Origin of the sequence: Niallia sp. FSL W8-0177 (assembly GCF_038006285.1) — a bacterium.
GTDB lineage: Bacteria > Bacillota > Bacilli > Bacillales > Cytobacillaceae > Niallia > Niallia circulans_A.
This window is the reverse complement of record NZ_JBBOUX010000001.1, coordinates 155,285-178,441: the sequence shown is the minus strand read 5'-3', so window position 1 is coordinate 178,441 and position 23,157 is coordinate 155,285. Positions and strand designations below refer to the sequence as shown.

At 36.9% G+C, this 23,157-nt stretch carries 21 protein-coding genes; 1 reads left to right on the top strand and 20 read right to left on the bottom strand.

The genetic code is table 11. The features are described from left to right. Nucleotides 1-102: 102 nt before the first annotated feature. The 19 genes from mvaD to NST77_RS00775 form a co-directional block, all read right to left on the bottom strand. Nucleotides 103-1,092, bottom strand: coding sequence for a diphosphomevalonate decarboxylase (gene mvaD, locus NST77_RS00865; RefSeq protein WP_095333525.1), 990 nt, complete (start codon nucleotides 1,090-1,092; stop codon nucleotides 103-105). A gap of 22 nt (nucleotides 1,093-1,114) precedes the next feature. Further along, nucleotides 1,115-2,065, bottom strand: coding sequence for a mevalonate kinase (gene mvk, locus NST77_RS00860; RefSeq protein WP_095333523.1), 951 nt, complete (start codon nucleotides 2,063-2,065; stop codon nucleotides 1,115-1,117). 42 nt (nucleotides 2,066-2,107) lie between these two features. Beyond that, nucleotides 2,108-3,457, bottom strand: coding sequence for a tripartite tricarboxylate transporter permease (locus NST77_RS00855; RefSeq protein WP_095333521.1), 1,350 nt, complete (start codon nucleotides 3,455-3,457; stop codon nucleotides 2,108-2,110). Next, on the bottom strand, nucleotides 3,457-3,702 hold the full coding sequence (locus NST77_RS00850) for a hypothetical protein (protein WP_095333519.1): 246 nt from the start codon (nucleotides 3,700-3,702) through the stop codon (nucleotides 3,457-3,459). The genes NST77_RS00855 and NST77_RS00850 overlap by 1 nt, the downstream gene beginning before the upstream one ends. Nucleotides 3,703-4,046: 344 nt before the next feature. Next, nucleotides 4,047-4,796, bottom strand: coding sequence for an ABC transporter permease (locus NST77_RS00845; RefSeq protein ID WP_123259921.1), 750 nt, complete (start codon nucleotides 4,794-4,796; stop codon nucleotides 4,047-4,049). Next, nucleotides 4,797-5,558: an ABC transporter ATP-binding protein gene (locus NST77_RS00840; RefSeq protein ID WP_341122662.1), complete on the bottom strand. Its 762-nt coding sequence runs from the start codon at nucleotides 5,556-5,558 to the stop codon at nucleotides 4,797-4,799. Nucleotides 5,559-5,836: 278 nt separating this feature from the next. After that, on the bottom strand, nucleotides 5,837-6,178 hold the full coding sequence (locus NST77_RS00835) for a DUF1048 domain-containing protein (protein WP_341122661.1): 342 nt from the start codon (nucleotides 6,176-6,178) through the stop codon (nucleotides 5,837-5,839). A 1-nt stretch (nucleotide 6,179) separates the two neighbouring features. Next, entirely contained in the window at nucleotides 6,180-6,509 is a 330-nt protein-coding gene (locus NST77_RS00830) for a PadR family transcriptional regulator (protein ID WP_095333508.1), read from the bottom strand. 212 nt (nucleotides 6,510-6,721) lie between these two features. Continuing rightward, on the bottom strand, nucleotides 6,722-6,916 hold the full coding sequence (locus NST77_RS00825; protein WP_418789598.1) for a YxiG family protein: 195 nt from the start codon (nucleotides 6,914-6,916) through the stop codon (nucleotides 6,722-6,724). 169 nt (nucleotides 6,917-7,085) lie between these two features. Next, entirely contained in the window at nucleotides 7,086-9,005 is a 1,920-nt protein-coding gene (locus NST77_RS00820) for a BglG family transcription antiterminator (RefSeq protein ID WP_341122660.1), read from the bottom strand. A gap of 186 nt (nucleotides 9,006-9,191) precedes the next feature. Further along, nucleotides 9,192-10,628 (bottom strand): 6-phospho-beta-glucosidase, encoded by a 1,437-nt coding sequence (locus tag NST77_RS00815; RefSeq protein ID WP_341122659.1) that lies wholly within the window; start codon nucleotides 10,626-10,628, stop codon nucleotides 9,192-9,194. 169 nt (nucleotides 10,629-10,797) lie between these two features. Beyond that, nucleotides 10,798-12,153 (bottom strand): PTS cellobiose transporter subunit IIC, encoded by a 1,356-nt coding sequence (gene celB / locus NST77_RS00810; protein ID WP_095333501.1) that lies wholly within the window; start codon nucleotides 12,151-12,153, stop codon nucleotides 10,798-10,800. Nucleotides 12,154-12,174: 21 nt separating this feature from the next. Further along, nucleotides 12,175-12,678, bottom strand: coding sequence for a hypothetical protein (locus NST77_RS00805; RefSeq protein ID WP_095333499.1), 504 nt, complete (start codon nucleotides 12,676-12,678; stop codon nucleotides 12,175-12,177). A gap of 163 nt (nucleotides 12,679-12,841) precedes the next feature. Further along, a complete protein-coding gene (locus NST77_RS00800) occupies nucleotides 12,842-13,162 on the bottom strand; it encodes a PTS cellobiose transporter subunit IIB (RefSeq protein WP_095333496.1) in 321 nt (106 codons plus the stop codon). Nucleotides 13,163-13,218: 56 nt separating this feature from the next. Further along, nucleotides 13,219-13,527, bottom strand: a complete 309-nt coding sequence (locus tag NST77_RS00795; protein ID WP_047943303.1) for a PTS lactose/cellobiose transporter subunit IIA — start codon at nucleotides 13,525-13,527, stop codon at nucleotides 13,219-13,221. Between the two features lie 301 nt (nucleotides 13,528-13,828). Continuing rightward, complete coding sequence (locus NST77_RS00790) at nucleotides 13,829-14,617, bottom strand: hypothetical protein (RefSeq protein WP_341122658.1); 789 nt, start codon at nucleotides 14,615-14,617, stop codon at nucleotides 13,829-13,831. Between the two features lie 293 nt (nucleotides 14,618-14,910). Beyond that, nucleotides 14,911-15,561, bottom strand: a complete 651-nt coding sequence (locus NST77_RS00785; RefSeq protein ID WP_341122657.1) for an SMI1/KNR4 family protein — start codon at nucleotides 15,559-15,561, stop codon at nucleotides 14,911-14,913. A 505-nt stretch (nucleotides 15,562-16,066) separates the two neighbouring features. Next, the gene (locus tag NST77_RS00780; protein ID WP_341122656.1) at nucleotides 16,067-20,137 is read right to left on the bottom strand and encodes a carbohydrate-binding protein; all 4,071 of its coding nucleotides are present in this window, start codon (nucleotides 20,135-20,137) and stop codon (nucleotides 16,067-16,069) included. A gap of 451 nt (nucleotides 20,138-20,588) precedes the next feature. Continuing rightward, complete coding sequence (locus NST77_RS00775) at nucleotides 20,589-21,668, bottom strand: GntR family transcriptional regulator (RefSeq protein ID WP_341122655.1); 1,080 nt, start codon at nucleotides 21,666-21,668, stop codon at nucleotides 20,589-20,591. Between the two features lie 162 nt (nucleotides 21,669-21,830). Between NST77_RS00775 and NST77_RS00770 the strand changes: the two genes are divergently transcribed. Beyond that, nucleotides 21,831-22,670, top strand: coding sequence for a nuclease-related domain-containing protein (locus NST77_RS00770; protein ID WP_341122654.1), 840 nt, complete (start codon nucleotides 21,831-21,833; stop codon nucleotides 22,668-22,670). A 300-nt stretch (nucleotides 22,671-22,970) separates the two neighbouring features. Here NST77_RS00770 and NST77_RS00765 read toward each other — a convergent pair whose 3' ends face one another. Continuing rightward, nucleotides 22,971-23,114, bottom strand: coding sequence for a hypothetical protein (locus tag NST77_RS00765; RefSeq protein WP_341122653.1), 144 nt, complete (start codon nucleotides 23,112-23,114; stop codon nucleotides 22,971-22,973). Nucleotides 23,115-23,157 lie beyond the last annotated feature (43 nt).

The window sequence follows — 23,157 nt, the reverse complement described above, 5'->3', positions numbered from 1 at the left end:
GAACAGGTGTGGATAAATTGTCCGTAAAGACTCGATAAATGCCACTTTCCTCCGTGAGGGATAAGTTTTCTTTAACGATCCCTCTTCCTATTTATTTTACCATTATCCCACCCATTCAGATAAATATTGAATTCCAGGGCCTGGATGACATACAACTACATCACGAACAGAAGCTACTGCTGCCAGCTTTTCTTTGATTATATGTTCTTGCTCTGGTTTGCAGAGGACTTTTACATTCGGTCCAGCATCAATGGTGAAATAAGCCTCTAGTCCTTGTTGACGCAATTCCATCACCTGTTGCATAACATCGAGCGTTGCACTTTGCCAATATAAAAACGGCGGCTTTGCCCCTAACGTTGTAGCATGCATTTTCATCGCATTTGCCTCGGCAATTTCACCTAGCTTTGTAAAATCACGTGCATTTATCGCTTCTTTCATCTGCTGTAAATCCTCATCTACTGTCGCTAACCAGCCCGCATAGAAAGGAGAAGTTTCCACTGTCCGCTGCATGCCGTCTCGGCTCGATACCGATTTAGGACCAGCTTCCACTACAACAGAAAGGACGCTCAGATCCCATGCTTTTTCGTCTAAAATTTGCGTTGCAAACGAATCCGTTCCGTCTGTCTTCTCGCCTTTTTGCCATTCTACAAATCCTCCAAAAATAGAGCGGGAAGCAGAGCCAGATCCTTGACGGGCTAAAGCGGAAAGTTCTGTCCCTGTTAAACCTAGCTGTAATGCTTTACTTGCTGCCGCAGCTAATGCTGCATATCCCGAAGCAGAGGAAGCAAAACCAGCAGCTGTCGGCACATGGTTCACCGATGTCACCTTTGCAAAAGCTTTTGTGCCAGCAATGTTCCGGACATGATCAAGAAAGGCTGTTATTTTCCCAATTTCTCGATCAGAGACTTGGCTTCCATCTAATATCAAGCTGTCCTTCTCAAACCGGTCAGAAAACTGCACCTTGGTTTCTGTGTAAAAATGATCTAATGTTATCGACAAACTACTATTTGTCGGTAAAAACAATTGGGTATTCCGTTTTCCCCAATATTTGATTAACGCAATATTCGTATGAGCTCGAGCGATCGCTTCCATTAATCACACTCCTCCATTGTTACTAGCATTCAGCTATTGTGTATTGCCATGTTTGGGCAGCACCAGCTTCCAGCAAAGCATCGGCAACTTTTTTTCCAAGCTGCTCATTTTCCACTAATGCTAAAATACAGCCACCGCGGCCACCGCCTGTTAATTTTGCACCAACTGCTCCAGCAGATCGAGCAGTGTCTACTAAATCATCTAATCCAGAATCACTGACACCTAACAAACCTAAATGCTGGTGTGCTTGATTTAATTTGTCGCCAACCAGTTGAAAATCACCTGCAGCAAGTGCTACTCGCGTCTCTTGTGTTAATATGCCAAGTAGTGTGATAGATTCCTCTATTTGCTCAGGCTTAATTTCATACTTATCTCGGATTGATTTAACCGCTGCAAAAGTATCGCCAACCCTGCCACTATCTGCTATAACCAGATGAAATGGCGCGCCAATTTGCACATGTTCAACCTCTTGCTGCTTTTGAAACCAAATCGGAGTGGCGCTAGCAGCTGTCATCATATCGATCCCACTTGGTGTTCCATGCGCAAATTTTTCCGCCCGCTCCACCAAGATCATTAATTGACTGTTGCTTAGCTTTTGATTGAAAAAGGCAAAAAGACCGCGAACAAGCGCGATCGCAATTGCCGCACTTGAACCTAGTCCTCGTCCAATCGGAATCGTGGAGGAAATCTTAATTTCTAAACCGGAAGACTGCTGCTCCAAAACCTTTAATGTCTGGATAATACAATCACCAATTCCCTCCATCTTTTCAGGAATTTGCTCTATTGGTCCTTGATAAAAAGGACTTTCGATTTGTATCGAACTTCCCCCGATATTCTTAACAGTTACTTTTACTTCTATTTGTTTAAACGGAAAAGCAATGGCCGGCTGTCCATAAACAACCGAGTGCTCCCCAATTAAAATTAACTTACTATGTGCTCGGCCTACCGCAATTTTTTGTGGAGTTTCAAGCATCGATATCCCCACTTTCATATAAATATATATCTGTTAGGATTTTTAAAACCAACTAATGATCCACGGTGCTGAATAAAGGATCATAAACTGAACGCCATAATTGACGCCCCAGCGGTGCAGCATACCAGCAAATAAACCGATAACAAGTACACCGATGATATTTATCCAACCAGCGTCCATAAAAGCTAATAATAACACAAGTCCAAAAAATAGTCCTAGAATTGCTTCATGGGGAACCCAGCGAAACACAAAGGCACAAATTTGATTAGCATACTTTACAGCGACAAAATAAGTAATTACAAGAGCTATCGTTGCCCCGATTAATGTTGCCCACACAAAATCTGCATTTGATAAGAGATGATGCAAATTATGCTCTGGCGTGAACACTGGCGGTGCGTTAAAGAGAGCATTTGCTGGGCCAATTGCCATTGGAGACAACGGGATACCAAGCGCAATCAAAGGAATTAATGTTCCAGAAATATACGTAGCATTTGTCAATCCTTCCATTGAAGCGATTGCTACTGATGCTTTTTTCACAGGATCCTTGATGCGACTTGAAAATACTTCTCCAAGGAAAATAGTCATACCGACAGGACTCATAATAAAGGTAATAGAGCCAATAAAGCTGGCAAGCATACTTGTTCCCGTTTCCTGTTTGGTCAATATTTTAAAAGGATTTGGAAAACCTTTAGAGGTATTCGTTTCCGCAAAACGAATCGTTTTCTTTGGATATCTTGGCATACTAGCTCGTTTTTCTTTATGTAATAGTTCAAACAATGTCAAAATGACAGGGCCAATGGTAATTCCTAAGAAAAAGGATATGAAGACATTCGTTCCTTCAGGCACAACCCCAATTCCCCAATAAAGATGGCGTAACCCTTCTATTAAGAGAGCAAACGGCAGGATCACTAGAAGTGATAAAAGCTTATTTTTCGTCATTAATGCCAGTAAAACGGCACCAATGAAAAAGAGAGGGTTTGCATATTCTTTAATGACATCAGAGAATGGAATTAAGACTTGCGCCATCAATAAGCTCACAGGAACCGATACAAGCGTCCCGATTACAGATCCAGATGCCATTTTGCGAATACTGATATCTGGCATGCCATGTTTTTTTAACACGAGGGCATGCTCTACCATCGGGGTCGCCATCACTCCCCCTGGAATTCCAGCAAGTGCGACTGGAATAGAATCGGTGACTTTATTTGCTACAATTGCAGACATAAAAAAGGTTAAAACCACAATAGGCTCTACCCCCGCAAGTACAATCGCCAGCGTTACCGGTGCTAAAACAGCCGTTTCGTCTGTCCCCGGTGCTACACCAATTATGGTATACAATACAGCTGCTAAAACGGCAGCAGCAATCATCTCAATAATTAATACGATATCCATTATTTTTCTCCCGTTCTTTCAAAGTTTCTTTTTGGCTTAATGATAAAACTACAAATAATAAAACCGATAATGGCACCACCAAGTCCAAAAAACAAAGGCTTTGGTGCCTCATTTGGTGCAATAAAATAGGCACCCATAGTCGTTATACTACAAATTATTAGTGCGATCACTAAATCTTTTATATTGATGAGATCCTCCCAGACCTCAATATTATCGTTTTCCTCTTGATTATGTTTATTTTCCATACAATCAAACTCCTTGTATTTAATGAGCGTTAATGAGCATACTGTTAGGTTCCGCTTCCCCACGAAGATTATACACTAAATTCCAACCGTTGAAAATGATTCTCAATTGAATTCCGGAAATTAAATATGTATTCATGGTTGTTATACCACAAATAGTAAATGCTATAACCATTATTTATTCAGATATTCAATTCCTCTAAATTTTCATATGAAAGAAACCTCTTTTTCATAAGCAAAAACGATGAACCACATTTAATCATTAATGTGAATTCATCGTTCTTAAAAGGTTAATTAATCGCAAGCAGCCATTATCCCTTCCCCAGATTAGATACCCTACAGGTTAGTTACCCTAACTGGCGTTTAAATGCTTTATTAGCGAAGAAATAAGCGATAGCCATGATACCGACACACCAGCCAAGAGCTATCCAGATATCATTTCTAACGGTGCCTTCATACAAAAGAGCACGAATGGCATTTACAATGGAGGTCACAGGCTGATTCTCTGCGAACACACGGATAAGCTTAGGCATGGTTTCGGTAGGAACAAAGGCTGAACTGATAAACGGCAGAAAAATCAGCGGGTATGAATAAGCTGTAGCTCCTTCCATAGTTCCTGCTCTTAAGCCAGGAATGACGGCTAGCCATGTTAGTGCAAGTGTAAATAGTCCTAGTATCCCAGCTATCGCAAACCAATCTATAATAGCCGCATTGGAACGAAAGCCCATCAAAAGCGCAGCAAGGATAACGACCACCACAGTAAGCATATTGGAAATAATTGAAGTCAACACATGCGCCCATAATATCGACGAACGTTTAATAGGCATTGTAACAAAGCGTGCCATCAGCCCGCTTTTCACATCCGTAAACAGCCGCAGCGAAGTGTAAGCAACACCGGATGCGATTGCCATCAGCAGAATGCCTGGCAGTAAATAATTGACGTAGTTATCCGTACCAGTTTCTATCGCACCACCAAATACATAGACAAACAGCAGCATCATCATAATCGGCGTAATCGCCACTGTAATTATCGTGTCTGGGCTGCGCATAATATTGCGCATTAAACGTCCTAGTAGAACCCATGTTTTACTTTTCATTTACATTCTCTCCTTTTTGCCAATTATTGCGAGGAAAATTTCCTCCAATGTCGGCTGCTTCTCGATATACTCCACTTTTCTTGGTGGAAACATCTCTTGAAGTTCAGTCAGAGTACCAGTAGTGATAATTTTTCCGCCATGTAAGATGGCAATACGGTCTGCTAGCTGTTCCGCTTCCTCCAAATACTGAGTCGTTAGCAAGATGGTTGTGCCACCGCCCGCAAGCACCTTGACTGTATCCCAAACTTCCATCCGCGCCTCAGGATCAAGTCCTGTCGTTGGTTCATCAAGAAAAATTACAGACGGCTTTCCGATTAAACTCATGGCAATGTCAAGTCTACGCTTCATCCCTCCCGAATATTGATCTGCTCTCTGGTTGGCTGTGTCAGTCAGGCTGAATCTAGCAAGCAAATGGTCAGCAGCCTGGACTGGATTAGAAACTCCCCGCAGCTTTGCAACCATGATTAGATTTTCACGACCAGTAAGCATGCCATCTAATGCTGCAAACTGCCCTGTCAGACTGATGCTTTGACGGACATTATCTGGTTGACGATGGATGTCAAAACCATCTATACTTCCTTTTCCATCATCAGGTTTCATCAACGTGGAGAGAATGTTAACTATCGTCGTTTTGCCCGCTCCATTTGAACCTAGCAATGCAAAAATTTCGCCACGCCTCACCTCAAAATCTATCCCCTTTAATACTTGTTTGGCTTTAAAGGATTTCTTTAATCCCTTTACAGAAATTGCTGTTTCACTCATGCTTTTCCCTCCTTATAGAAGTGCTTACCTAAAACTATATTGGCAGCATTCAGCTATTTAGCCTGACTGATATTCTGTATCACTTACTACCGATATAAAAAAATAACTGAATAGTTAACAATTCACCTTGGCAACAACCATCCAGTCCATAATAGCCTTTTTGTTTACTTTTGCTAAAATCGTTTCATGTTGATTTATTCATGATACTGCGGATGAAGCCAATCCGACTAAAATTTAAGATTTACATCATTAGCTTAAACCTCAATAGACAATTGCGGTTATCCACGACCAATAGTATCATTTAATTTTTTCCGATACTTATCATTCCAAGTTTCCTCATCCTTCACTAGCTCGTCACAAAAAGCTGCTACATCCGCACCTGTAAGGTCAGTAACTTTCTTTCCTTCAGCTGCTCCTGCCTCGAAGAGATCAAGAATACCGTTAAAAATGCGGCTGCTGCCCTCCCAATCAGTGGGACCACCACCAGCATTCCATATATATTTTTGAATTGCTTTATAAGCATTGCTATATTCACCTGGAAGTGCTTTTGCACGTGCCTCCATCGCCTTCCATTCCCGTTTTTCTTCCAGACTGCCAACTATCTTTTCAAAAATACTCATATTACAACATCTCCTTTGATTTAAGTTCATTAATTTTGCTTGATACAAACTCCCATTTTTCCCAAAACATTTTAAGCTGCTCTTGGCCAGCTGCATTCAGCTTGTAAAATTTTCTTGGCGGCCCCATATTGGATGGCTTCTTCTCGATATCAACTAAATTGTTTTTCTCCAGCCGCATGGTAATCGTATAAACAGTCCCTTCCACTACATCCGTGAAACCAAGCTCTCGCAGTTGCTGCGTGATTTCATACCCGTAAGTTTCCCCCCGGCTTATAATCTCAAGCACACACCCCTCAAGCACTCCTTTCAACATCTCTGTAATATTTTCCACATTTCCACCTCACTTACAGTTATTTTATATTTCAATACTATGCATCATCAGTACATTGTGTTATAGATATCAAGTATTACTTATTACTGGTATATAGTAATACATATTAGATTTGTTTGTCAAGACGCAAAGAGATTTCTTTATGATGGTATGTCATATGAAAAGAAAAGGCTAAGATTATTTTGAAAATCTCAGCTCTGAAGGATAAAAATTCAATATAATAGTTTCTTTAATTCTTTATCATCTGTAATCAAGTTTCTATACTCTTTCCCATTTATACTTAAACAGCTTGCTTCAATAAAGAAGTTGTCCTTATTATTGACTTGGAAATAGAAATTTGTTGTAGATGAAAGTGTTTCCATTTCTTTTAATGCACTATTTAGGCTTTCAATCATAATTTTTTCCAAATCCTTGAGGAAAATAGCTTAATTCTGTTAATAATAAATGAGACTCATCAAAGTTAGTTATTCAGTCTATACGTATCATGATTCTGGTTCTTGATAAACATAATAAGACATGACTTGTTTAAACGTCATATTAATTTTAATTAACCAATACAAAGTATGATCTTATTCGTCAATTTAGTAACTCTATTAACTCATCTGCATCTTTACTTTTGATGATTTTTTGCACAATCGACTTATTTTCGATAATAGAAATTAACTTTTTAAACATGCCATCCAATTCACTATGTGTTCCCTCTTTAATATTCAATAGGCAAACAAATTGAACCATTTGCTGCTCATTCCATTGGATTGGATTTTTCAATGTGCACACTGTCCAAAAGGTCTCTTGCGTTACGGGAACCAAGGGATGGGGAACAGCCACGAGATTCCCATAGCTAGTCGGGGCTATTGCCTCTCTTTCTAAAACAAGATTCATATAGTCTGCTGGTACAAGATTTAATTGATATAACTCCTTACTTAGAAATTCTATAATGCTTTCTTTATCTGGCAAGTCTAATTGAAGATAAATTCTAGATGCATCTAAGTAATTCCCTACCTTATAAGAAGCAGCTTTTAGATGGTCATGAATAGATCGTATATCCTTGTCCTCTAAGAAAGTATTCACCACTTGGACTGGTATACCAAAATCTTCCCTTATCGGAATGGTGCTAATAATTAACTCAATATCCGTCAGGTCATATGAGGATAAATTATAATAATTAATGGTATCTATTATTTCCAGTTCTTGTTCAAATCTATTTTGCAAGCGATAATACAGTAACTTAGCACTCCCCACACCTGATGCACAAACAATGATTGCTTTTTTTCTTTTCTTCTTCTCTAATTCTAATCGTTCGAGCGCAACACCTATATGAAGAGAGATATAAGCAATTTCATCTTCTACCACTTCCATCCCTAAGTATTCCTCTATACATTTGCTAGCTATAATAGCTCCTTCAAAGGCAGCAGGATATTTTTTCTTAATATCGTTTAGTAAAGGATTACGTATACTCATTTTATTACGCAATCGATTCATGGCAGGACGGATATGCAAGGTTAAAGCTTGGATAAACTCTCGATCTTGGCGAAAGTCCCAATTCAATTCAGTGCGAAGTCTTTCTATCATCTCATTTATGATTGTCCCCGCCTCATCAAATTTACTGAATTCGACTAGCTCTCTTTTATGCAAGAGCTTTGTTCCGAGTAAATGAACAATAATATAATATATTTCTGTGTTAGGAAACGTTAGACCCGTAAACTCTTCTACTTTACTAGTAATCTCGTCTGCTACTATCTTTTCAAATGGATACTCTTCCACTAGAACATCTGTTAACTCTTCTATTACAAAGCCTTCCTGAATTCTCCTGCATGCAATCGCTATATGTGTGGCTAGGTTTTCCAAAGAAATATCAGATATATCAATTTTATATTTAACTACCTTTTGTATGATAACCTCTTTAATCTTTTTTAAAAGATTTTGATCAATAAGCTGCAGAGAGTCTTCTTTAACAAATGTCTCTTGATTGCGACTTAATAAGAAATTGGATAAACATAACCGTTTCATATATTCATCACCCTGCACTTTCGAGCCATAGTGTGGTCTGTTTATTAATTTCAAGTTATATTTATCTAGAATCTCTTTCACTATTTTTAAATCATTATTCAAGGTAGACATCGATATAAACAGCTCATCTGTAAAGTTTTCTAGTTTAATAAAATCCTTTTCTAGAAATAAACGCTTTAAAATATAGAGGACTCTCGTATTTTTATCGGCAAAATCATCCACTGGCTTTTTTTTATCGTTAAAATGTTCATGAATAGTATTGGAAAATAAGGCAGGATTAACGATATTCAGTATATAGCCTTTTCCTCTAATGGAATCGATTATGGTCCCACATGACTCTGTCGTGTCCTGCATCAATTTTATTTCTTTACGAATAGTCCGATCACTGACACCCAATTCTTTAGCCATCCAGTCTGAAGTAACAGGCTCCTTTGATTCTGATAAAAGAACTAGGATGTCTTTCTGCCGGCTTGATAGTAAAGCCAATTTTAATCAGCTCCCTTCATCGTCCATTCATTGGACTATTTTTACTCAACTTACTAAATTATACATTTAAGTCCAGCACATAGGAAAAAATGGAGTTTAAAGCAAACTCCATTTAGACTATGAAAGCAAATCCTGACCTACCAGCTAGATTAATAGGTACAACAGAAGGCATGCCTTAGAAAAAGATCAAAGTTCTTCCCCATTTGTTTCAATAACGTGTTTGTACCAATCAAATGATTTCTTCTTGCTTCTCGCTAAGGAACCTTTTCCTTCATTATCTTTATCTACATAAATAAAGCCGTAACGTTTTTCCATTTCACCTGTTCCCGCGCTAACTAAATCAATACAGCCCCATGGTGTATAGCCGATTAAGTCAACACCATCTAATTCGACTGCTTTTTTCATTTCGGCAATATGATCACGGAAATATTGAATTCGATACTCATCATTAATTGATCCATCTTCTTCCAACGTATCCCTTGCTCCTAGACCATTTTCCACAATAAATAAGGGAATATTATATCTTTCATATAGAGCATTTAATGAATAACGAAGACCTACGGGATCTATTTGCCAGCCCCAATCGCTCGCTTCTACATAAGGATTGCGAATAACGTGGCCAAATTCGCCATCAGATTCACTGCCTTCTACTTCACGGCTACTCACTACTTTAGACATATAATAACTAAAACCAATATAATCTACGGTACCTTCTTTGAGAATCTTTTCATCCTCTTTCGTGATATCTATTTCAAATCCATTGCGTTCCCAATATTTCTTCGTATAATTAGGAATCTCTCCTCTAACATGTACATCGCCAAAGAACCAGCGATTATGCATTGCTTCTGCGGCATACATAACATCATCGGGATGACAAGAATATGGATAAACAGGTACAATGGCAAGCATACAGCCAATTTTAAAATCAGGATTAATTTCCCGGCCAATCTTCACTACCTTTGCACTAGCAATTAGTTCATAAAGAGAGGCTTGATACATCGTTTGCTCCCGATTTTCCCCTTCCTCATATTTAATTCCTGAATTAGTGAAGCTCGCGAAATCCATGCTTGTATCTGCTTGGTTATTGATTTCATTAAATGTCATCCAATACTTTACTTTATCCTTGTAGCGTTTTAATACCGTTTCCGCATATTTAACGAAGAAATCGATACACTTTCTATTTCTAAATCCACCATATTTTTTTACAAGATGATAAGGTAATTCAAAGTGTGAAAGTGTAATAACTGGTTCAATATTATGTTTTAACAACTCATCAAATAAATCATCATAGAATTGCAGTCCTTCTTCATTTGGTTCTGCCTCGTCTCCATTTGGAAAAATTCTTGTCCAAGCAATAGATGTACGGAAACATTTAAATCCCATTTCTGCAAATAGTTTAATATCTTCCTTGTAGCGCGAATAAAAGTCAATTGCTTCATGGTTTGGATAATTGTATCCTTCTAGCACACCATCTGTAATCTGACGAGCGACACCATGTCTTGCTGCTGTCATTACATCCGCAACACTTACACCTTTTCCGCCTTTATTCCAGCCACCTTCAAGCTGATGAGCCGCAACTGCTCCTCCCCATAAGAAATTCTCTGACAATGCTGTTTTTGTCATGATAAGCTTCCTCCATTGAATGTTATTTCTTGTAAGTTATAAATTTGTTAATAAAAAAAGAAAGCGGTCTATCGTTTCGTGGAGAACCGCCTTCTTCCTGTTAAAATAAATAGAGCTACAATGAAAATACTTCGTGTAAGTATTCGTTTCTCCAAATTTAATTATTAGACTATAATACTGATTCTCCACCTTTTTCTTGTATTACTAACTTGTTATCATACATTTTAATAAACGGGAACCAAACCAGAAATGCTACAGCACCGCAAATTATCGCTACAATAACAGCCATGTAATCTCCCGCTGTACCAATAAATGCTCCTATACCAATTGGCGAAGGCCAAGGTACTTGTGCAATAATCGCATCAACAAATTTTAACTTAATGGCCCAATATCCAATCGAAGCCGAAGCCATTGGTGCTAAGAAGAATGGGATTGCCAAATATGGATTATAAACAATTGGCAGACCGAACAATAATGGTTCATTAATATTGAAAATACCAGGAGCAAGCGATGCTTTCCCTAATATCTTTAGTTGTTGTGACTTAGCTAAAAAGGCAACGAAGAACACTAATCCAATAGTTGCTCCAGATCCTCCCATAATGACAAATGAGTTTGAGAATTCTCCAGCAAACGGAATATTACTTCCCTCTAAGTTTGACTGCATATTAGATAGAACAATAGGCGTTAAGAATGCGCCGATAATATTTGCACCATGAATTCCTACAATCCAAAGGGCATGGATTAAGAAATAAATTACCATGATTCCTAACCAGCTGTTTGTTAAATTCACAACGAAGCTAAATGGAACAGCTACTACTTTAAAAATATCTGTACCTAATGCTACTAGAATACCGTTAATAACTAAGATCACAATAGCCACTAAAAAGGCCGGAATTAGCGCTGTAAAAGATCTAGATACCCCCTCCGGTACTGCTTCAGGCATTTTAATTACCCAATTTTGTTTAACACATAATCTATATAACTGCACGGCGATAATCCCGAGAATAATTGCTGCAAAAATACCTGTAGTACCTAACCGACTCACACCATCACCAACCATCTCCCAGCCATTTACAATGGTTGTTCCATCATCAATTTGATGAATAAGCGAGATTTTTCCGCCATCTATTACGAGCATAGGAATGGTCATAAAGAAGGCAAACATAGATAGTAAAGCCCCATTCAATGGATTTAAATTTAAGTTGTCTTCTTCAGCAATAATTTTCGTATACTCATAACCGATGACAAGGTTAAAATAGAGTGCTAGGATTCCCATTGTTGATTTATTTGCTAACATATACAAGTCACTAATCTTAAAGAAAGTACTATTGAAAAATCCTTCTAAAAAAGTAAGTGTCTGCGGCAATACATTCAATACTAGGAACATAGAACCAACGATAGTAAAGGGAATGGAAGCCATCCCTGCTGCCATTACTGCCCGCACAAAGCGGAAGGAGGCAACTTTCCCCATTGGACCCATGAGATATTTTTCAAAAAGAGCAAATACTTTATTTTCTCCTGACATATAAACTCCTCTTTTCCATGGTTAATTAATAACTTTTTCATATAGTTTAATGCGGCTATAGTGTTTATCTTCATTTAAACTAATTTTGTGCAATCGTTTTAGCATGAAAGCAGCTAATAATATTCCCGAAATTAAAATAGTTAGAATGAACATTCTTGATTCATCTTGATTAATTAAGAACGGATAAAGCAAAGCAAAAGTAGAAGAAAAACAAGCAGGCACTATACAAATTACATTTGCAGCGAGCAATGCCGTAAAACTGTATTTTGTAAATTTAGGATGATGGCTAGGACTGCTGTAAATCTTCACTTGCTCCACAACACTAGCTATCATAAAGAGCAATAATACGAAAGGAATAAAAAACAGCTTTGAATCACTTAGCACCAACGAAATAAACCAATATAAATTGGTAAAAAAGAATAGTGCAGTTACATAACGAACAAGTAAATACCGATTAAAATACATCGTTTTTATACTTTGTTTCTTTCTTTGCTTTTCTAGCAAGGCTCTTTGTTCATAATTCATATTAATCCCTCCTTCTCTTGTTCTTCGCTACTTGCTTCTTCATTTGAGATTTCAACTAATATTAGATACCGCTTTCATTTTTCATAGTGGAAATTAGATCGAACGGACTCCGTCGTTGAAAGGGAAAAACTAGTAGCTTCCTTCTCTTCTATTCATTAGCACCTTAGTTCGGCAGTTCCTGTAAAATTACGTTTGCTAATTTTTCAATTCCCATCGGAATTGGAATATACGCTTGTGGTGGTATGTTAACAACCGGCTTCCCTACACGATCCCCTGTTTCTTTCAGCTTATTGAAATACATCTTTGTTTGCGGACTTACTAAATATAGATCAAATTCACCCTTCTCAATCATCTTACCGCCTTCATTTGCAGATATAGCATCTAATACAATATCTTGACCTTTTGATTTAAAAAACTCCGTTGTCTTTTTTGCCATTAGTGATGATGACATACCAGCTGCACAAATAATTAGGGCTTTTTTCATTTTATATTCCTCCAATAATTAATAAGATTTTTATTAAAATCAAACAAATTCCCAGCTTAGTTAGGTAGTTTCTTATGAAGTTCTATGAATTCCTTTGCCATATCAACAACAGTCATGGCATTCATTAAATGATCTTGCGCATGGATAAGCAATAACCGAATTTCAAATTTTTCTCCACGAGCTTCCCCTTGAATCAAATCTGTTTGAAAGCGATGAGCTACGCGCATTGCTTCATTTGCTTCATCCAGTTTTTGCTCTGCTAAAGAAAAGTCGCCACTTTTAGCATCATTTATTGCTTCCATTGCTAAACCTCGAGCATTTCCTCCATTTAAAATAATTTGAAAACTAATTTCCTCCAAGTTCATGCTAATCCACCCTTACATAAAAAAATATGTGCTCCATTTCTCCTATTTGCAGTAAAGATAAAGCTAACAGTATGTTCGACTTAATTCTCTTTCGATTGCTAGCTTAAAAGAATGAAAAGCCAATTGAGAATACCAAAAAACCATTGTTAGCGATTTCATCTTTTGTTATCAACTGCTTATCTACATACTATACTTAATTAAATTTAAAGTTAATTCAAACTCTTTCCTTTGCGCAACGGAAACCATTACCATAAAAACGATAAAAACGGGTGTCAGGCACCACAAAAAGACAACTGTCTTTTTACGGTGCCTGACACCCACTTCTATATATTTTGACAGCAATTCTTTGTATATAAATTTTTAAGAAAAGCAGTCCTAATGGTCCAACAATAATAGTAGAAATGTTTTGAAAATAATAGTGCCACAAGATGGATATCAGATAGCAAAGAACATAGGCAACTATGGAGAAATAAGTCTCTGCCTTTGATACTAAATTACTTTTTAGAAACTCCCTTCTTAATTGATTAAGATACTTTATTGAACACAATAAGATGATTCCTATTGCACAAATATAGATAATCATATTCTCTGCTATAAAAACGACTATACAGAAACCGTAAGAGATCCGGTCTAACTTAGTAGCCGCATTTGAAATTGGTGTATTTTCTATTATTTTCCCCATTTTGTAGAATAATTTTACTTCTGAAATAACATCAATATTATAATGCTCAACTATCCTCTTCATTTGAAGATTCAGTACGTGCGATATAATAAAAAGAACGCCAATAATAATTATCATAAAAATTTGCTCCTGATTTTCTGAGTAATACACATGTCCCAGTGTAAGGAAACCAATAATTCCAATGATCATCATTACTATATTTGCATATATATACTTTTTAATAGCTTTAATCTCTTTATTAAAAGAAAGTACAATATAGCAAGTCAGGATTAGTATAAATACACAAAGAATTACTAAAAATAAGATCATTTTAAATATATTAGCATCCATAGAATTATATGGAATTGCCAACATAAATGCGAATAGACTTATATAAAATACTAAATGAAGCCTCAAAAGTATTTTCATATATACATAACCTTCTTTAATTAAATTATATGATTCCTTGTGACGTTTATTGTACAATATAGGATGAACGTCTTATCCAAGCTTTACTTTAAAAAATCCCTTTTAGTTGGTATATATGCTTCTCTGGATTTATTTGTGATTGAAGAAGTTATTTTGGCCTTTGAATAATCTTACGGGGAACTTTTTTACGGTGGAAAGTTAAATATTTAAATTCATCATTAATTTAGTATATTATAACATTAAATTAATATAGGAAAGAGCATTGAGTTAGACTTTAATGCTCTTATTACTATTTATATATCTAATCCTAGCCAAGTTCTAAAAAGCCCTGCTTCCTCTCCATCCGCAACTATTCCACTGCCAGGACTTGTTGTAAAAGGTAGCCATTGCCAGTCCTCACACCCTACAAACCCTATTCTTGACCAATTATTGAGGAATTCAATAAAGTTATTTGCCAATATATAACCGTGCCCTTCACCATTATCGTGACTAAGATATACGATTGGGGCATCTTCCTTGTTACTCATATCAAATGCTAAATAATCCCCATTCCCTACTTCACTAAAGGCTAATTTATTATGCCAAACTACATCATATTCATCTTCGGGATCAGAAAAAACATTTTCAATCCACCCCATACGATCTTCTTCACACTGAGAAAGAAGTTCTAAGCTCCAGTGAGGAGTACCAGAGAATATTTCTCTGAATTCTTTTGGTTGCTCCATATTGTCAGGTAAAAGCCACCGCAAACTGAAATTACTTGAGAACTCATTAAGAACCTTCTTGAAACTTTCAGGTAAATTTCTCCCAAGTTGTTCCTCTGTTTTGATTATTTGTTCAAGCGAAGCTGGCTCATCAATAATAACTTCTTGAACCTCTCCACCAATTTCTTTAATCTTAGATGTAATAGCCTCAATTCTATATCTAATTAATTCGTAATCCATTTAATCATCTCACCCTTATCTTAAATATAACATATCAATCATTTTGAATTTTCTGTTATTTTCTAATACACACGCTAATTTGGTTCTGCCCATCCGGGTCTTATCATATTTCTCTTCAAAAGGAGAAAACGTAAAAATAATTGGGGAATGACGAAAATTCAACAAAGATGGCTAACAAAAAGTCCCAATGTAACAATGCGCTCGTGCGTAAAGATAATATTTATGTATAAATTTATCTCCATCAAAATATCTACCTTCTCTTAATTTGACCTATGTCTTCGGAAATCATGACTTAATGACTTAAAGCAACATTGACAACAAAGTCAATCCAATTTCCCACCAACCTTTCATACACCGTACGTAGCCAAAATACATTAGTATTCTTAGCTTCGATGAATAAGGATTTCAATCAATTGGTATTTTTAATTCTGAATCATCAATAATCAGGCACCACAAAAAGACAATTGTCTTTTTACGGTGCCTGACACCCACTTTGACACCCACTTTACAATCGATCTATCAATCTTTCTATTTCCGCCTTCAATACTTCCTTTTTATCGTTATGAAGCAGCTTGATTATATCTTGGAGAAATTTAATCGCTTGATCGTTTTTGCCTTTCTCTAGGTGTTTTTTGGATTGCTTTAATTTATTGCTTAAGCTCTTATAAAGACTATCCTTTAATTCACCTGATTCCTTGTACATATCCAGTAATGTTTGAATGGACGTATGATCTGCTTGATACGGTCTAACTAAGAAATGATCAAACTTGGTATTATTATAATTGGATCTTACCCCTACTTTCCCTTGCGTAAAGGCAGTACGGCTATTGTCCGTAAAATTAATCTTTGGTGTCGCCATATCATCCACATATACTTTAATTGTTGTCCCAATCACTTCAATTTTCATATGATGCCAAGCAGCTTGTGGTTCTGTGATCGAGGCACCACCAAGATACTCCCAATTATAATTTTGCTTTCCAAGATGGACGCCGTCCTCATTTATATAGGCCACATATCCTTGCATGAAATCAGCATTATTTTGGCTATACTCAATTCCATTTGCGGGATTATTTACTCGAAAGATGAGTCCTCCGTCTCCAGATCCTTCAGCCACTTTAACATCTGCTTCGATAATGTAATCCTTCCACTCTTTTTCACCGATAACTGATTTTGCAAAGGTTTCGCTACTTGCATTGTACTCGCCTATTATTTGTGGCTCTTGTACTTCGATTTCCTCTAGGAATCCAAAATAATAGAAGTCAAATTCACCTTTTACTATTTCTACTTTAATCGTATGCTGTCCTGTTGGTAAGGAAACTTTTTTCTTAATAACGCTTTGCCAATTATTCCAATCGCCAGTGCTAGGGACATCAATTACACCTGTCAAATCAATCGAATCATCAAGCCATAATCGGATTTGACTATCTTTATACGTCGTAGCTACATTTATGGCTAAATCATAGCTACCTTCTTCTGCAATATCGACATTATACTTCAGCCATTCTCCTGTTTGATTCCAGCCAACATTGTAGCCACCTTCCGGATTCACACGGATATCGACTGCATCCTGGCGATACTCCCCGCCAATATTTTCGATAGTATTATCGTGATAGGCAACCCCTTCACCACCAGTAATATAATCTGCCGCCATTATTCTGCCTGGCAGCTTTTTATACTGATCAAATTGGTGGAACATAAATTTCGAAAGCTCAAAGCCACCTTCTACAGCAACTATTTTTAATGTATGCTGCCCAGCTGGCAATGTTATATCCTCTAGTGATACAGTCTTCCAACTGTCCATGCTGCCCGTTTTCGGCAGATCAATTTCTCCCGTTAGATCTAGCTTGTCATCTAACAGAAGCTTTATTTTCGATCCATCCTTTACAGAGGAAACAAGTAAATCAAGTCCATAGCTTCCTTCTTCTAAAATATTCACATCATATGTTAACCATTCATCCGTCTCAATTGAGGTAACTGCATAATCCGCTGCAGCTGTTTTTCGAATGTCCACATCGTCATTACGGTATTGTCCCCCACTATTTCCTTCCGACTTATCATAATAAGCTACATTTTGCCCACCGTTGTTATAGTCTTCCGCTTCAATGAGCCCAGGTAGTGGTCGATGAACATCAAATGAAGACAATTCCATTTTCGTAAAGTCAAATTCCCCTTCTACGAATTCTAGTTTCAAAGTATGATTTCCCTTCGGCAACTTAATTCCATTTTTAATGACAGCCTGCCAATTGTTCCAGCCGCCAGTAGCAGGAACATCAAATACGCCGGTTAAATCTATTTTATCATCTAACCATAGACGCGCCTTTGCACTTGTAAAAGTTGTTGCAGCATAAAGCTTAAGATTGTATGCGCCAGCTTCTTGAACATTTACATTGTATTTCAGCCATTCACCAGTCTGATTCCACCCAACAGCATAGCCGCCGCCTTCTGGATTGGTTCGGATATCTACTGAATCTCTTCTAAATACTCCACCAATATTTTCTGGTGTCGTATCATGATAGGCAACTCCTTCCCCACCAGTATTGTAATAGGCTGCATTTATTACCCCAGGAACCTGTTTATACTCATCGAAATCAATATTTTGCTCTTCAAAAGGACCAACTTTCCATGTCCCCTCGACTTCATCCCATCCTTTAGCATCCCCATCATTAAAGTCGTCATATAATACATCAACTGCTTTATAGCCTTGTACTTTAAAGCTTGAAAAATCAAATGAACCCTTTACCACTTCAATCGTTAGCGTATGCTTTCCTTTTGGTAGTTTCAACTTTTCGATTGAGAACGTTCTCCAATCCGTTGATGGCGGAATACTTACATCCCCCGTTATATCCGACTTTCCATCTAACAAGATCCTTATCTTGGCATCTTTGGAGGATTCGCCAACACGTAAATCCAGATTATATAAGCCTTCTTCGGCAATATTTACATTATATTTCAGCCATTCGCCTTTTTTATTTGATTCAATGTAATAACTGCCGTCAGAATCGTCAGCAATATCTACATAATCTTGGCGGTAGGCATTAACTGCTTCTTTCCTTGTTTTATCATGATAGCCGACACCTTCACCACCAGCATTATAATGAACAGCCTCAATCGTCCCCGGTAAAGGCTTATACGCATCAAAGACATTGCTGCCGTCAACTTTATTGCTAAAAGCTGTATAGCCAAAAGCTCCATGTACATCTGAAGTAGTATAGCCGATGCTGCCAGCGCCAATGTTTCGAACTTCTCTTGTTTGCTTTTGCATGCCATCAACATAGATTCTAAATGTATCTCCCGACCTTTCTACTCTCAATTGGTGTAGCTTTGTGTAATCATAGCCTTCTGGCAGATCTGCATACTCCCAGCCTTGTTCCTCACCATCCACAACAAAATTAGTTTCCAATCGATTATGCTTCGAGCTTAGGACAGCTGTTCCGTAGTTCTTTTCATCTTTATAGGAGAAAACTACACCAAGTCGCGGATTTTCACTCTCCCCTTTTTCTACCATTTTCAGATTGAATTCTGCTGTATATTCCTTATCTGTAGATACTTTACTTACTTGTCTATACCATTTCGTATCATCCAAAGTCTTCTGTTCCAGCCAATTAGAAGTATTTTTCTTGATACTCCATTTCCCTCCATTTACATTTTTCCAATCTGCTCCAAGTTCGGTTCGATTAAATCGATCACTAAAATCCGGTAAAGCAGGATCAGACTGTTCAGAAGTTGTCGGCCCTAACACGAGCATTTTCTCACCATTCCACGCAATGCGGTCGAAGTTTATGTTACGCCCTGGGTTCGCATGACTATGATAGACGATATAGTCGGAATCAAGGTCTGGTCCTCGCACAACTGTGTTATGACCTAAACCTACATTTTCCCCTTCTGTGTTTAGTAAAAGTGGATTCTGTTCTTTATTCGTTGTAAAACCAGCATTAGGAGAATCACTTACTCCATAATCAATACGGTATGCTTTATTCCAAATATGGTTTCCTGTATAAGTCATATAGTATTTGCCATGTCTTTTCAGTACGGTTGCCCCTTCTGTCCAGCCATTCATTTTTGCACCTGTATCCGTTGCCTTGCCAAATTCAGTTGGCGTTGGCATGGAGCGTGCATCTATTCTATTTGATCCCGTACTATAAAAATACCATTTGCCGTCATCATCAATAAAAACATGTCCATCAATCCCCATCCCAAGGTTATCGGTTTGTTTTTTAAAAGGACCAAGAGGGCTTGAACTTTTATAGACATAATGCCCATTTCCACCTGGAGATGTATACATATAGAAATCGCCATTCCAGTAAACAACTTCCGGCGCATAAGCAGCCTTCGTAGTAGGTTCTTCTGTAACAAGACCAGCATATGTCCAATTCATTAAATCTTCGGATGTCCACGCCTTCACACCGCTTTTATCATCTACGGTACTAACATAGAGATAATAAATACCATTATGCTTTAGAATATATGGGTCCCCTTCTCCATAATACTCTCCGCTATCCCATGTCCAAGATTCTGGTAAATCCATCGGGTTACTGTAGGCAAATGCTGCATACGGTAAAGAGAGCCATAAACTCATACACAGTAATACTTTTACTAACTTCTTCAGGATAATCCCCTCCCCATATTTGTTGAAAACTACCATCTATATAAAAAGGGTATACCTGATCAGTTATAAGTTGATTTTGTACACCCTGGATACCTGTATTCTAGTAAAATACTGCTCTCTTAAATTTTGTTGGATAATACCTTCTCATTGTTTAGAAATCATATAGAAGAGAGAAAAACGATTCATCTAAAAATTATCTACTTAATCTTGTTCTTTTTAAATAAAAACGCTTACAAATATCTTATATTATCCTCATTCGTAAAAATATACTAAATTTAGTATATAATATACCTTTTATACTTTTTTGATAAAAAAATCCTATTTATTAGCAGAAAAAGGAAAGAACTGCATGGGAGAAAAATGTTAGGAGAATAATTTTCCAACAAAAAAAACTACCATAGTCAGGTAGCATATTCTTTACCTATATTTCATTTCCGGCAGCAAACACCACATTTACTGGGATAAACATTCGTTTTGGATCGTATTCTCCAGCCATTTGCTGCAATAATAACTTCACCGTCTCCTTGCTGCACTGCTGGATATCTTGTTGTACAAAGGTGAACCCTTCTATTCCAGGAAAATCAAAAGTAACCAACTCTATTTGACGGTAAGACTCTTTTTGAACTTCTAAAATAGCACGATGCGTATACTGTGCCAATTCCGCATTCATCGTAAATAGGCAAGCTAGCTTCGGGTTTTCTAATAAAAATTGTTTAATTATTGCAGGCGTTTCCTGAACGGAGATTTTATCAAATGGCAGTGTTAGCCAAAGGTTTTTATCAATTGTAATTTCTTTTCTAAAAAAAGCTTGTTCAAATCCTTTTGCTCTTTCTTCCGTAACCGTGTTTGTTATTAAGGGAGAGATAAGTCCAATCTGTTCATATCCTTTATCCAACAAATAAGAAATAGCCGCAAACGTCCCTTGAGTATTTTCGGAACTGACACTATAGGTAGAAATATTTTTCATATATCGGTCAATCAATACGAGAGGAAACTTATCTAGGGACAGTCGAAGAACTGCCTCATTATACATTTCCTTTTCTGCCGGAAAAATAATAATTCCTTCCACACCAATCACACGAAAAGTCTCAATAGCTTCCGCTTCTTTTAGTTGTGATTCTCTAGAAATCTTAATGACTAAGTTATACCCTTGCTCCGTCACATATTGTTCAAGAAAATTGACAAAATCCTGCTCCACCTTTGTCTTCATCGTTGGAATAATTAACCCAATCAACCCACTTGAAGTTTGGTTTCGTGCCATTGAACCTGTAAAACTACTTTCAATAACAAACGTCCCTTTCCCCTTAATCCGCTCCACAATTCCTTGATCAGCTAAGCCAGCCAACGCATTCTTGGTAGTAATCTGGCTTACATGAAATTCATCCATTAAATCCTTCTCAGAAGGAACTCTATCTCCGACTCTCCATTTTCCTTCCTTTATTCGCTCTATAATCTTATTTTGAATCTGCTGATATAATGGTTCGTTTTTAATTGTACTCATCCTCCAGCCGTTTTTGTGTGTAACTAATGGAAAATATATATCTACTATACTAAGTTTGGCGTGAAAGATGAAGGGGGATGATTCTTTTGGGTCTCTAAAAAATTCTCCCTATAAGTCGATATTAAGGTATAGAAAAATATTTCCAACAGAAAGAGGCAGATTATGTTTTTAGATTTTTTATTTAAAAAGAAAAATATTAAAAAAAACAAGAAAGAAGGTCCAATCAACGTAAAAAATAGAAACAACTCCACAACCAAAATAGAAAACAATCAATCTGCTGTTAGAAAAGGGGAACTCGGCGAATACAAAATTGATATTCAACTATCCCAGCTACCTAAAGATTATATGTATTTAAGTGATATATTCATTAAAAATCCTAAATCATCAACGGGATATTCCCAGATTGACCATGTCATCATAGCTCCTTATGGTTTATTCGTCATCGAAACAAAGAATTATCAAGGAACCATTTATGGAGGAAAAGATAGAAAAACTTGGTTAATTAATGGTAAGTTCAAAATGATGAATCCTATAATGCAGAATTATGGTCATATTCAAGCCCTCAAAAGTTTTATAGAAGCGAAATATCATCCATACTTTATTTCAGTAGTTTCCTTTACAAAGAGATGCACATTTAAAATAGAGAAAGAATTGCGTAAGATTAGTTCTACTGAATTGGTCATTTACGATGTTGAATTAACTCAGTTTATTAATAGAAAGGTTGCTGTTCTTAAATTACAATACCCAACTCCCCTTTTTCTAAAAAGTGAAATGGAGATGATCTACAATTCACTTGTGAATGCTAATATTACAGACGCTGCAATTAGAAAGCAGCATATAGATATTATCGAAGAAAAGAAGAACATCACTGACAAAAAAGAAAAGGAAAACACGTGTATAATCTGTCAGAAACCCGTATCAGATAAAGTAAAATCATTCTGTTTATCTAATAAGAAGTTCCAAGGAAAAATTTATTGTTATGAGCATCAAAAAAGTTTGTAAAACAGAAGTTAATATCCATTTAGTTAATAGAAACATAAATCTTAATGGATAAGTAAGTGAAAAAAGGAATATATGGAACTTGCTGATAAAGCAAGCTTAAAAAAAATCCTATTTTATAGATTTTTCAGTATTTTTTCTTTCTTCACTTGTCATTCTTTTAAAAAATAATCTAACAATTCCTTTGCGAAATTCTTACTCTATAAATGACCTCTATTAATAAAGTTCTAAATATCAAAGAAAATCCTTGGTTTAAATAAAAAACTATACCAATAAATCACTAATAAGGAGGATATTTCATTTTTAATCGTTTTCCTGTTCATCAGATAGAGAGAGTGAGTTGGGGGTTAAGGGGCTTCCCCCTATTCCCCACACCTGATTCATCTGGCCACTGGTAATCCCTTGATCAATTAATTCAGCCATAAACAACGAAATGATGACTTCCATAGCAATTTCAACAAGTAAAAATATAGGTTTTCGAAAATTTCAG